Source organism: Sandaracinus amylolyticus (assembly GCF_000737325.1).
In the GTDB taxonomy this organism is placed as follows: Bacteria; Myxococcota_A; Polyangia; order Polyangiales; family Sandaracinaceae; genus Sandaracinus; species Sandaracinus amylolyticus.
Window position 1 is genome coordinate 362,244 of sequence record NZ_CP011125.1, and the last position, 12,804, is coordinate 375,047.

The 12,804-nt window shown below is 73.9% G+C and carries 6 protein-coding genes; 4 read left to right on the forward strand and 2 right to left on the reverse strand.

What is annotated here, in order from left to right; translation table 11 throughout:
• The first annotated feature begins 11 nt into the window (after window positions 1-11).
• Window positions 12-4,277 (forward strand): serine/threonine-protein kinase, encoded by a 4,266-nt coding sequence (locus DB32_RS01510; RefSeq protein ID WP_075097423.1) that lies wholly within the window; start codon window positions 12-14, stop codon window positions 4,275-4,277.
• A 109-nt stretch (window positions 4,278-4,386) separates the two neighbouring features.
• Entirely contained in the window at window positions 4,387-4,671 is a 285-nt protein-coding gene (locus tag DB32_RS01515; RefSeq protein ID WP_157068589.1) for a hypothetical protein, read from the forward strand.
• Between the two features lie 73 nt (window positions 4,672-4,744).
• Here the strand turns inward: DB32_RS01515 and DB32_RS01520 are convergent, their stop codons facing one another.
• Window positions 4,745-5,260: a cupin domain-containing protein gene (locus tag DB32_RS01520; protein ID WP_157068590.1), complete on the reverse strand. Its 516-nt coding sequence runs from the start codon at window positions 5,258-5,260 to the stop codon at window positions 4,745-4,747.
• A 226-nt stretch (window positions 5,261-5,486) separates the two neighbouring features.
• Between DB32_RS01520 and DB32_RS01525 the strand changes: the two genes are divergently transcribed.
• Both DB32_RS01525 and DB32_RS01530 read left to right on the forward strand, forming a co-directional pair.
• Complete coding sequence (locus DB32_RS01525; protein ID WP_053230633.1) at window positions 5,487-7,838, forward strand: hybrid sensor histidine kinase/response regulator; 2,352 nt, start codon at window positions 5,487-5,489, stop codon at window positions 7,836-7,838.
• Window positions 7,835-8,995: a hypothetical protein gene (locus tag DB32_RS01530; protein WP_053230634.1), complete on the forward strand. Its 1,161-nt coding sequence runs from the start codon at window positions 7,835-7,837 to the stop codon at window positions 8,993-8,995. Before DB32_RS01525 ends, DB32_RS01530 begins: the two co-directional genes overlap by 4 nt.
• On the opposite strand, the gene DB32_RS01535 is transcribed toward DB32_RS01530, so the two are convergent.
• The gene (locus tag DB32_RS01535; protein WP_053230635.1) at window positions 8,996-12,709 is read right to left on the reverse strand and encodes a serine/threonine-protein kinase; all 3,714 of its coding nucleotides are present in this window, start codon (window positions 12,707-12,709) and stop codon (window positions 8,996-8,998) included.
• Between the last annotated feature and the right edge of the window lie 95 nt (window positions 12,710-12,804).

A 12,804-nucleotide genomic window follows, 5' to 3' on the forward strand; every position in this document is an offset into this window, starting at 1 on the left:
GACGCTCACTCGTGCCGCCCTCGACGTCTCCTCCGCCGCCCGTCCTCGGTCGTTACCGCATCCTCCGGCGCCTCGGCGCGGGCGGGATGGCCGAGGTGTTCCTCGCGAAGTCGTCGGGCGCCGAGGGCATCGAGAAGGTGCTGGTCGTCAAGCGCGTGCTGCCGACGTTCGCGCGCTCGCCGAAGTTCGTCTCGATGTTCGTGGACGAGGCGAAGGTCGCGATGCGCCTCAATCACCCGAACATCGTGCAGGTCTACAACTTCGAGCAGGTGCGCGACGAGTTCCTGCTCGCGATGGAGTACGTCGACGGGCTCGACCTCGGGCGCCTGCTCGCCGCCGCGCGGCGCAAGGGACGTCGGCTTCCGTACGCGCTCTGCGCGCTGGTCGCGATGGAGGTCAGCAAGGGCCTCGACTACGCGCACAACCGCAAGGACGAGTCGGGCGTCGCGATGGACATCGTGCATCGCGACGTCTCGCCGCAGAACGTGCTCGTCTCGTACGACGGCGCGGTGAAGGTCGCGGACTTCGGCATCGCCCGCGCGCGCATGGTCTCGGAGGAGACCGGCGTCATCAAAGGCAAGTTCAGCTACATGTCGCCCGAGCAGGCGCGCGGTCAGCGCGTCGATCGACGCAGCGACGTGTACTCGGTGGGCGTGCTGTTCTCCGAGCTCCTGATGAACCGCGCGATGTACCCCGGCCTGCAGGGCATGGAGGTGCTCGAGCAGGTGCGCGACGGACGCATCTCGGCGCCGCGCAACGTCGACTCGAACGTGCCCGCGGAGCTCGACGCGATCGCGCGCCGCGCGATGAGCTTCGATCGCGAGGAGCGATACCAGACCGGGCGCTCGCTCGCGGGCGCGCTCTCGCGCTGGCTGCACGAGCAGGACGATCTGCACGACGGAGGCGAGCTCGAGCGCTTCCTCCTAGAGGTCGCACCGCGCGAGGTGACGAGCCCCGAGGGGCCGCGCCGCGCGAGCGAGTCGCCCCCCGCCGGCACCCACGCGACCCACATGCAGATGCAGCAGGGTCGCGAGATCCGCGAGCGTCGCAACGTGGTCGTGGTCGCGGGGCGCCTCCGCGACGCGCGCGAGCGCGAGGCGGTCACCGGGGTCGAGAAGACCGGCGAGGCCGCGAGCGATCTCGCGGCGCGCGTGCTCGACGACATCGCGTTCAAGTACGACGCGATCCTCGAGTGGCCGGACGGTGCGGCGCGCCGCTCGTTCCGGTTCGCGCTCGGGCTCGGTCGCGTGAGCGTCGACGATCCGCTGCACGCGACGCGGCTCGCGCTCGACGTGCTCGAGGCGCTCGAGGGCATCAGCGCGGACGCGCTCGTGCCGTTCACCGCGTCGATCGGTCTGTCGCGCGGCCTCGTGACGACGGTGCGCACCGGGCCGCGGCTGCGCCACGAGCCGATCGGCAACGTGTTCGACGTCGCGCGCGGCTTGGCCGATGCGGGCGCGCGCGAGGAGATCCTCGCGACCGGCGAGGTCTACCGGCTCGCGCGGCGCGCGTTCGCGTTCGACGCGCAGGACGTGCGCGACGTGACGGTCACGACGCACGGCGGCGGCGCGACGATGCGGCACATCCGCGCGTACAAGCTGCGCGGCGCGCGGACGCGCGAGGAGCGCGCGGCCGAGGCCCGCACGCTCGCGACGCAGGTCGGCCTCTTCGGTCGCGCGAACGAGATCCAGGCGCTGGTCGAGACGTGGGTCGAGGTCTGCGCGAGCAAGCGCAGCTCGCGCCTCGCGATCGTCGGCGAGCTCGGGGCGGGCAAGAGCGCGCTCGTCGCGGCGGCGCTCGGTCGCTTCCAGCCGGACCCGCGACTGCTCCGCGTCGAGTGCGCGTTCGGCGCGAACGAGGTGCCCTACGCGGCGGTCGCGGAGCTGGTGCGCGAGGCGTGCGGCATCCCCGAGGACGCGACGCCGGATCACACGCTCGAGCTGATGCGCGAGTCGGTGTCGCGCCTCATCAAGGTGAGCGACAAGCGCAAGAGCGTGATCGACGCGCTCGCGCCGCTCCTCGTGCCGAGCTTCTCGAAGGACGGTGACGCGGAGAGCGGCGATCCCTCGCAGCTCGTCGCGATGGCGGTGCGCGATCTGCTCGGCGCGCTCGCGCGGCAGGGGCCCACCGTGCTGTGGGTCGACGCGGTGCAGTTCGCGGACGCGGCGTCGCTGCAGCTCGTCGCGCGCCTCCTCGCGCAGACCTACGACAACGCGCTGCTCGTGATCCTCTGCACGCGCCCCGGCGATCGCGTCGAGCCGCTGCTGCGCGGCATCCCGCGGCTCGATCTCGGCGAGCTCGCGGACGAGGATCGCAAGGCGCTGATCGTGGCGCAGCTCGGCGGCGCGCACGTGCCCGCGGATCTGCACCAGGCGATCGTGCACCGCGCGGGCGGCAATCCGTTCTTCCTCCTCGAGCTCGTCGAGGCGCTGCTCGATCGTGGGGTGATCCGCGTCGAAGGGGAGGGCGACGGCAAGCGCGTGGTGCGCCGCCAGGGCGCGCACCTCGCGCTGCCGACGAGCCTCGAGGACGTGATCGCGGCGCGCATCACCGAGCTGCCCGATCGCGAGCGCATCGCGCTGCGCTGGCTCTCGGTGGTCGGGCCCGGGCTGCGCGAGGGCGAAGTCTCGCGCGTCGCGGGGATCCCGATCGACGACGCGATCGCGTCGCTCGAGGCGCGCGGTCTCGTGCTGCGCAAGGCGGGCGGCGCGCTCGCGTTCTCGAGCGCGGTGGTGCGCCACGTCGCGTACGAGAGCATCGAGCCCGGCGATCGTGCGCGCATGCATCGGCGCGTCGGCGCGTGGCTCGCGGGCCTCGACGTGCCGGTCGCCCCGTCTCGCGTCGCGCGCCACCACGAGCTCGCGGGCGATCACGCGGCCGCCGCCGCGGCGTGGAAAGAGGCGGGACGCGCCGCGCTCGCCGTCTACTCGAACCGCGACGCGCTGCGCTTCTTCGCGCGCGCGCTGCAGCTCCTGCCAGACGACGCGCCCGATCGCTTCGAGCTGCACGAGGTGCGCGAGCAGATCCTGCGCGTGCTCGGGCTGCGCGCCGAGCAGCGCATCGAGCTCGAGGCGATGCGCGCGATCGCAGAGGGCGCGGGGGCACAGCGCACCCGCGAGCCGCGCCTGCTCGCGATCGCGATGTGCCGCCTCGCGCGGCACGACCTCGACGCGTCGCGTCCGGTCGGCGTCGAGGCGATGCTGCGCCGCGCGCTCGATGCGGCGATCGAGGCGGGCGACAAGTCCGCCGAGGTCGAGGCGATGCGGCTCTTCGGTCACCTGCGCCGCGACACCGGCGACGTGCACGGCGCGCTCGAGGCGTTCGATCGTGCGCTCGCGCGGGCAGGGCTCGACCCCGATCAGCTCGGCGCACGCGGCCTGACGCTGGTGCAGAAGGGCATCCTGCTCTGGCGCGTCGGCAACCTGCAGTCGTCGCTCGACGCGAGCGCGGAGTCGGTCGCGATCTTCCGCCGGCTCGGCCACAAGGGGCACGAGGCGTACGCGCTCAACGCGCTCGGCGTGTGCCTCTACTCGAGCGGCGCGTTCGAGGACGCGATCGCCGTGATCCGCGCGTCGATCCTGCTCGATCGCGAGGTCGGTGATCGCCTGCACCTCGGGCGCAAGGCCGGGAACATCGGGCAGATGTACGCGGACCTCGGCGATGTCACGCGCGCGATGGAGTTCCTGCGGCGCGCGCTCGACGTGTTCGAGTCGCTCGACGATCAGTCGGGGCGCGTCGACACGCTGACCACGATGGCGGAGCTGCTCGTCGAGCAGGTCGGGGATCTCGACGCCGCGCAGAGCGCGCTCGACGACGCGCGCGGCATCGCGGAGCGGCTCGGCGATCCCTACGACCTCGCGCACGAGCGCATCGTGCGCGCGTCGCTCTTCGCGGCGCGCGGTGATCATCCGAGCGCGGAGCAGGCGGCGCGCGCGGCGGTCGCGCACGCGCGCACCGCGGCCGCGGCCGGGTACGAGCTGCTCGCGGCGGCGCTGCGGGCGCGCTTCCTCGCGAAGCTCGGTCGTGCGCAGGAGGCGCGCGATCTCGCGCGCGAGGTGCAGGGCGGCGTGCGCACCCGCGGCGTCGTCGAGCGCGCGCAGCGCCTCTACTTCGAGGTCGCGAGCGCGCTGGCCGACGCCGGGGATCCCGAGGGCTCGGCGCGCGCGCTCGCGGACGCGCGCGCGGTGGTGGACGCGCACCTCGCGCAGATTCGTGACGGCGCGCTGCGCGATCGCTATCTCGCGACGCCGGTCGTGCGCGCGATCGTCAGCGCTTGATCGCGCGGACGCGGCGCGGCGACGTGCTCGGCGCGCGCGCGCGGCATGCGGCGTGCGACCTCGGTCGCGCGCGTCGTGCCGAGGGGCGGCACGCGCGAAGGAGATGCCGATGTCTCGCATCCTCGTCGTCGTGCTCGCGTTCGCGATGCTCGCGTTCGCTCCATCGCTCGCCGCAGGACAGAGCGCCGAGCCCGCCGGGTATCCGCGGGTGATCCCGCGGCCCGCGCCCGAGGCCGAGCCGGAGCCCGAGCCCGACGAGGCCCCGCCTCCGCGTCGCGCGCGCGCCGATCGCCGCGCGTCGTCCGCGACCACGGTGGTGCGTCGACCCACGCGCGGCGCGCACACTGCGCGCCGAGCCCACACGACCCCGAGCGGAGAGCGTCGTCCGCGGTGACGGAGCGAACGAGCGCGCGTCGCGGGACATCGCCCGCGCGCGCTCTCGTCCACGACCCTTCCGAACGCTCGGCTCAGCGCGGCGGCGCTGCCGCCTGCGGCCGCGCCGGTGCCGCCTTCACCTCGATGCCGTACTTCTTCCCGATCTGCGTGATCGTCGCGATGTCCGCCGCGCCCTTGGGGATCGCGGAGACGTCGCGCGACGTCGCGCGCTGCCCTGCCTCGCGGAAGAACTGATCGATGTTCGACGCGGCGCCCGAGTACGTCACGAGCACGCGCGCGGTCTTGTTCGACACGTTCTCGTAGTACTCCCAGGTGTCGCGCGGGATGTGCATCTGCGAGCCCGCCAAGAGCTCGGTCACCTCGTCGCCGACGTGCACGCGGATCGTGCCCTCGAGCACGTAGAGCGTCTCGTCGCCCGCGTGCGTGTGCAGCGGCGCGGCGGCCCCGAGGTTCGCGGGCGCGGTCATCTCGACGACGGCCATCTGACCGCCGGTGTCGCGGCCCGTGACCTTGATCTCCATGAGGACGCCGCCGAACCAGTAAGCATCGCCCTCGCCCTTCTTGATCACGACCTTCTTGCTCGCCACGAGCACTTCCTCCCGAGCGCGCCGACGCGCGCGCCTCGGAGTTGCCGTAGGTCCCGCGTGTGTCGCGCGAAGCTCGGGATCCAGGGGCTCTGAAGTCCAGCACGTCCACACCGGCGCTCGCCCGCGCGCCACGTCTCGCGCGCGCGCGATCGAGCGTCACCGTGCGCGGAGCGTCACCCGTCACGGCGATGCGACGCGTCAATCGCGCTGATAGTCTCCGCCGTCCATGCAGCGCATTCGCGAAGGCGAGGACGTCGCGGACGACGCCGATGCGCGCGCCGAGCAGCGCTATCGCGAGCTCGCGTCCTACCTGCCGGACTACGTCAGCGTCGTCGATCGAGAGCGCCGGTTCCGCTGGATCAACCGCGCGCAGCCGGGCCTCTCGCGCGAGGCGCTGATGGCGGGCGGGCGCGTCGACGACTTCGTCGAGCCCGATGCGCGCGCCCGGACCGTCGAGGCGATCGAGCGCGTGTTCGCGACCGGCGCGCCCGACGAGGTCGAGCTCGTCGCGACCGGCGACGGCGTCGAGCCGCGCTGGTACCGCGTGCGCGTCGTGACCGCGCCGCCCGAGGCCGGCGAGCCGCGCGTGATGTTGCTCGCGACCGACATCACCGCGCAGAAGCACGCCGAGCTCGAGGTGCGGGCGAGCGAGCGGCGCGTGCACGAGATCCTCGAGCGCCTGCCGGACTACGTGCTCGAGCTCGATCGCGATCACCGCATCCGCTTCGTGAACCGCACCCGTCACGACACCACCGAGGACGTGGTGATCGGCCAGCGCATCGACGATCTCGCTCAGCCCGACATGCGCGAAGAGGTCACGGAGAAGCTCGAGCGCCTGTTCACCACCGGCGAGGACGTGCGCTGGACCTCGCACAGCACGGTCGACGGAGGCGCGTACGTCGTGCACGCGGTGCGCGTGCCCGGTGAGCCGCCGCGCGCGCTCCTCGTCGCGAAGGACACTTCACGCGAGCAACAGGCGCTCTCGGCGCTGCACACCAGCGAGTCACGCCTCGAGCGCGCGCTGCGCGCGGGCAACGTCGCGGTGTGGGAGCTCGACGTCGAGAGCGGCGAGGTGCAGCACGTCGGCTGGATCGGGCGCGTGCTCGGCGACGCGAACGAGCGGCTGACGCGCGCGCGCTGGCTCGGGCTCGTGCATCCCGACGACGTGGAGCGCGTGCGCACCGGGGTGGACGCGCTGATCGCGCGGCGCACCGAGAGCTACGAGCAGGAGTACCGCGTGCAGGACTCGCGCAGCGGGGCGTGGCTGCACGTGCTCGGGTGCGCGCGGCTCGAAGCGCGCCCCGACGGCGGGACCGCGGTGGTGGGCACGGTGATCGACGTGACCGCGATCCGCCTCGCGGAGCTCGAGCGGCGCGAGCTCGAGCGCAAGCTCGAGCAGGTGCAGCGGCTCGAGAGCATCGGGCTGCTCGCCGGCGGGATCGCGCACGATTTCAACAACCTGCTCACCGTGATCTCGGCGGGCGCGGAGTGCGCGCGGCGTCGCTTCGCGAACGGGCAGTCGCCCGACGACGAGCTGCACGAGATCGTCGAGGCCTCGCAGCGCGCCGCGTCGCTCACGCAGCAGCTGCTCGCGTTCGGGCGGCGGAGCGCGCTGCAGCTCGAGGACGTCGACGTGGCCGCGCTCGTCAGCGGCATCGCGTCGATGATGCAGCGCGTGCTGCCGCGCTCGATCGAGGTCGTGCTCGGCGGCATCGAGGGCGACGCGGTGGTGCGCGGGGATCTGCACCGGCTCGAGCAGGTGCTGCTCAACCTCTGTGTGAACGCGCGCGACGCGATGCCCTCGGGCGGACGGCTGACGCTCTCGACGAGCGTCGTCGGGCACGAGGTGCTCGTCGAGGTCGTCGACACCGGCGTCGGCATCGCGGAGAGCGAACGCGCGCGGATCTTCGAGCCGTTCTACACGACGAAGCCGGTGGGCACGGCGACCGGGCTGGGTCTCGCGGTGGCGCACGGGATCGTGCGACAGCACGGCGGGGCGATCGACGTGTCGAGCGCGGTCGGCGACGGCACGCGGATGACGGTGCGGCTCCCGCGACAGCTCGGCGCGCGCGCGGCAGCGCCGGCTGCCCAGCCCGCGCCGCGGGGTGGGCACGAGACGATCCTGGTCGCCGACGACGAGCCGCTCGTGCTGCGGATGGCGAAGCGCACGCTCGAGGGCGCGGGCTATCGCGTGATCGAGGCGAGCGACGGAGCGCAGGCGGTCGACGTGTTCCGCGCGCGCGCGCACGAGATCGATCTCGTGGTGCTCGACGTGATCATGCCGCAGCTCGACGGGTGGCGCGCGCACCAGCAGATCCGCGCGATCGCGCCCCAGATGCCGGTGATCCTGACGAGCGGGTACTCCGCGTCCGCGATCCCCGAGCACGTGCTCGAGCAGGACGACGCGGGCGAGCGCACGTCGGCGGTGCGCGTGAAGGCGCCGCCGATGCTCGCGAAGCCGTACGGTCCCGACGGGCTCTTGCGCACCGTGCGCGAGGCGCTCGATCGTGATCGCGACGGCACGACGCGCGCTCGGAAGGAACGCGCGGGGCAGCCGGGAGGTAGACAAGGCACGTGACCGACTCGCCCGTTCGCCGCCTCGTCGCGCAGACGCTGAAGCCGTTCCACCGCAAGCCGGGGATGATCGACACCTCGGAGCTCTCGATGGCGCTCTTCGCCGACGCGCGGGACGCGGGCGTCGAGGCGATCACGGGCTCGGGCGTGGGGCTCGAGCTGCACGCCGGCGAGCGCGTCCTGGCGTCGGCGCTGCTCGTCGATCGACCGAAGGGCTACGAGCACCGGCTCGCGATGGCGATCACCGATCGTCGCACCGCGGTCTCGGGGTGGTCGTCGATCAGCGGGCCGGGCTCGTTCAACAACCGTCGCTTCTCGGTCGCGCACGCGGAGCTCACGCGCGTCGAGGTGAAGACGGGGATGCTCACGAACCACGTCGCGCTCTTCGCGGGCAACACGAAGCACGAGCTGATCTTCGGCGAGCTCGTGCAGCCGCTCGGCGCGCTCTACCAAGCGCTCACGACGCAGATCGCGCCGGGCGAGCGCGTCGAGCCGCCCACGGCATGGCCGGCGTCGAGCGACGCCGATCCCGCGGGCGCGCACGCGGCAGCGCAGGCGCTGTGGAACGACGATCCGCTCGCGCGTCAGGCGCTCGAGACGATCGATCGCAACGTGCGGCACGCGGGCATGCCCGCGGAGATGGGCCGCGATCTCGTCGCGCGCGTGGTGCTCGCGCATCGCACGTCGGCGACCGCGCCCGCGATGCGCGAGGGCCGGTGGCTCTCGCCGATGTCGGCGCAGGATCTCGGCGGCACGCTCGTGCGCTTCTTCGGTGCGCCGATGACGCACGCGCAGCCCCAGCCCGGCGTGGAGCAGCTCGACTTCCGGATCGACCCCAAGCGCGACGTGCTCTACGACGCGGTGACCGCGCTCGGCGTCGCGTCGTACATCGGGCTCGGCGTCGGCTTCCGACCGGGCGCGGCGATCGCGGACGCGCTGCTGCGCAAGCAGCAGGTCACGCAGCTGCGCGTGATGTTCGCGGATCAGGCGGGCGGCGCGGCGTATCGTCTCTTCGCGCCGCCGCAGCCGCTCGAGCCGTGTGACTCGCGGCTCGCGCAGCGACTGCACCTCGCGCTCGGCGCGGCGAGCTACTCGGTGCTGCTGCGCCGTGCCGAGCGCGGGTGGGGCCCGAGCTACGCCGAGCTCTTCCCGAAGACGTGATCACCACGCGCCGGGGCACATCATCGCGACGAGGCGCTCGGGCGCGCGGATGCCCTGCGCGACGAAGTGATCTCGCGCCTTCGCGACGGCGCGCGCGTCCTCTTCGATCGCCGCGCGCCGCCAGGTCGCCGCGGCCGCGAGCAGCGCGCAGCCCGACTCGGTCAGCGCGTGCTCGGCGGTGCGCAGCGCACGGATCGCGGCGCGCTCGTCACGCACCGCGATCTCGCACGCGGCCTCGATCAGCGCGCCGAGCCCGCGCGCCCACGCGATGCCCTCGCGCGAGAGCGAGCGTGCGCACGATCGCGCCTCGCGCAGCAGCGCCGCAAGACCGAGGCCGGCGTCGCGCGACGCAGCCGCGGCGACGAGCACACGACCGAGCGCGTAGTCCGACTCGACGCGGATCACCTGCACGAAGCGCAGCAGCGAGCCGCGGAGCGCGCCCCAGCTCGCGCGCACGCGATGGAGCGCGTCGTCGCCGCGGCCGAGCGACTCGTAGAGATCGACGTCGGTGCGCGAGATCAGCACGTCGTAGTGCTGGATGAAGAACCCGGCGCGTGGCCAGCGACCGATCCCGTCCTCGAGCGTGGCGCGCGCGGCGCGCGGGTCGTCCGCGGCGAGCGCGGTGTAGTGGCCCACCGCGGTCGCGATCGTCGTCTCGGCGTAGAGATCGCCGGCGTCGCGCGCGCGCAGCAGCACGTCGGGCAGGCGTCGCGAGAGCTCGCTCCAGAGGCCGAGCCAGCCGAGCGCGGCGAGCGTGAAGTGCTCGGCGGTGACGATCTCGTGGAAGAGCCCGCGCTCCGCGGCGCGCAGCTCGATCGCGGCGAGCTCGAGCGTGCGCGCGGCCGCGGCCCACTCGGCGTGGAGGAACGCGGCCGAGCCCTCGCAGAAGCGCAGGCGCGCGCTGGTCTCGGGGTCCTCGGTGCGCGCGGCGAGCGATCGCGCGAGGTCGAGCACGCGATGTTCGCGCGCCGAGCGCCCCGCGCCGCCGATGCCCGCGAGGTACGGAACCTCGAGCGAGAGAGCGCGCGCGACGCGCGAGATCTCCCCCGCGCGCAGCGCGCGGTCGACGTGCAGCGTCGAGAAGTACGCGCCCGCGGCGGTGTCGATCAGCGAGAGCCCTGCGGCCGCGGAGTACGCCGCGTCGATCGCGAGCAGCTCTTCCTCGGGCACGAGCGCCGCGGGACGCTCGACGAAGTCGAGGCCTCGCAGCTCGAGCACGCCGCGCGCAGCGAGCGCGCGCGCGAGGATGACGGCGCGCGACGAGGGGATCGTGAGCCCGACCGCGGCGAGCACGTCGCGCAGGTCGCGCAGCCCTTCTTCCACGTGCCCCGCGGTGAGCAGGAGCGCCGCGGCGCGGCGACGGAGATCGAGCGCGTGCGCGCGACCCGGCGCGAGCTCCGCCGCTTGGACGAACGCGCGCGCGGCGTCGGCGGCGCGGCCGGCGTGGGCATGCGCGTCGCCGATGCGCTCGAGCAGCCGTGCGCGGGTGGCCCCGTCGTGATCGCGCAGCGCGAGCGCGCGCCGGTACGACTCCGCGGCGCGCTGGAACGCGAGGGCGCGCACCGCGAGATCCCCGGCGCGCTCGGCCTCGCGCGCGGCGGCGGCGAGATCCCCGGCGCGCTCGTGATGGAACGAGAGCGTGTCGGGATCGACGTGGCCGCTCTCGGCGAGCGCGATCGCGAGCCCACCGTGGAGCGCGCGGCGCCGCATCGGCTCGAGCGCGGCGTAGGTCAGCTCGCGCACCCGGTCGTGCGAGGCCTCGATGCGCTCGACGCCCGGCGCGACGTGCACCGTGACGAAGCGCGCGGCACGCAACGCCGCGAGCGCGGCGAGCTCGTCGTCGCCGCGCACGCCCGCGACGCGACCGACGATGCGGCGCGCGAGCGGCTTGCCCGCGGTGACGATCGCCTCGAGCATCGCGCGCGCGTGCGGCTCGAGGCGCTCGACGCGATGGAGCAGCACCGTCTCCGCGCCCGCCGTCTCCTCGAGCACCGCACGATCGATCCGCGCCTGCTCCGCGAGCTCCACGAGCAAGAACGGATTGCCGTCCGCGACGTCGACGAGGCGCCGCAGCGGCGCGGTGTCGCTCGATGCCGCGAGGTGCTGCACGAGGGTCCGCGCGTCGTCGCGCGAGAGCGGCGCGACCTCCACCGCGCGTCGCTCGAGCCCCGGCGCGTCGCGCCAGAGCACGTCCTCGAACCCGATCGCGCCCTCGGTGCCGCGCCGCGAGACGATCACCAGCACCGGCAGCGCGCCGCCCTCGAGCACGTCGGCGAGCAGCCGCGCGCTGTCCGCGTCGGCCCACTGCGCGTCGTCGATCCACAACACGAGCCGCAGCGCCCGCGCGATGCGGCCCACCACCGCGCGCAGCGCGCCCGCGACCGCGCGCCGTCGCTCGGTCGGGCTCACCGCGGGCGGCGCCGAGCTGCGCCCCGCGAGCAGCTCGCGGTACGAGGGGAACACCTGCGCGAGCGCGCCGATCTCGTCGTCGCCGATCGCGGCGTTGCGCTCCGGCTGCGGCAGCTCGAGCAGCCACTCGAGCAGCGCGTCCATCGCGGGATCGATCGCCTTGTACGGCAGCCAGTCCTGCTCGCGACAGCGCGCCGCGAGCACCAGCGTGCGCGGCTCGCGACGCGCGAGCTCGCTCGTGAGCCGCTCGACCAAGCGCGTCTTACCGATGCCGCTCGGTCCACGCACCGACACCACCACCGTGCGTCCGGCGCGCGCCGAGGCCGCAGCCGCGCCGAGCGCCTCGAGCTCACGCGCGCGGCCCACGAACGACGCGCGCGCCGGGCGCGCGACGACCTGCTCGTCGCCCAGCGCGCGCAGCACCGCGGCCGCGTCGGGTCGCTCGCTCGGATCGCGCGCGAGCAGCGCCTCGGTGAGCACGACGAGATCCTCGGGAAGTCCCTCGGAGTCCGCGATGCGCGGCGCCGGGCCGAACACCTTTGCCGCGAGCACCTGCGCCGCGGGACCGACGAACGGCGTGCTGCCCGTGAGCAGCTCGTGCGCGAGCACGCCGACTTGATAGAGGTCGCTCGCGGGACCGAGCGTCTCGCCCGCGATCATCTCGGGCGACATGTAGCGCGGCGTGCCCGCCGCGGAGCGCGCGCGCTGCGTGCGATCGGCGTCGCTCACGAGCCCGAAGTCGACGAGCACCACGCGCCCCTGCGCGTCGACGAGCACGTTCGACGGCTTCACGTCGCAGTGCAGCTTCCCATGCACGTGCAGGTGCGCGAGGCCGCGCACGATCTGCACGAGCACCTGGCGCAGCCGATCGACGTCGGGCGTGACCCGCGTGCGCAGCTCGTCGTCAGCGACCTCGTCGTCGAGCGGCTCGTCGCCGCGCGTCCTGCGCACCCCGACGCGCGTCGTCTGCTCGCTCCGATCGGAGGGCCCGAGCACCCAGCGCCGCGCGTCCACGCCCGCGACGCGCTCCATCGTGAAGAAGTAGCGATCACCCGCGACGTGCAGCTCGTCGAGGCGCACCAGGTTCGGATGCGCGAGGTCCGCGAGCTCTCGGAATTCGCGCTTGAGCTGCGCGATCGCGCTCGGCGACGCGCGGTCGAGGATCTTCAGCGCGACGATCGCCTCGCGCCCGCGATCCCGCGCCTCGTACACGGTGCCGAACCCGCCCGCGCCCAGCTTGCGCAGCAGCTCGAACCGTCCGCTCGCCAGCGTCTCGCCCGTCGCGTCGTCCGCGCTCGCCGTCATCACTACTCGGCGCACCGACTCTACTCGATCACTCCGCGAGGCGCCGGGGATCGTCGCGCTCGCCGCGGCGTACGAGAGATCATGCGCGTCCACGC

Excerpts from the sequence above, each read along its gene's own strand:
- DB32_RS01515 (WP_157068589.1), top strand. The coding sequence starts at position 4,387 with ATGTCTCGCATCCTCGTCGTCGTGCTCGCGTTCGCGATGCTCGCGTTC.
- DB32_RS01525 (WP_053230633.1), top strand. The coding sequence starts at position 5,487 with ATGCAGCGCATTCGCGAAGGCGAGGACGTCGCGGACGACGCCGATGCG.
- DB32_RS01535 (WP_053230635.1), bottom strand. The coding sequence starts at position 12,709 with ATGACGGCGAGCGCGGACGACGCGACGGGCGAGACGCTGGCGAGCGGA.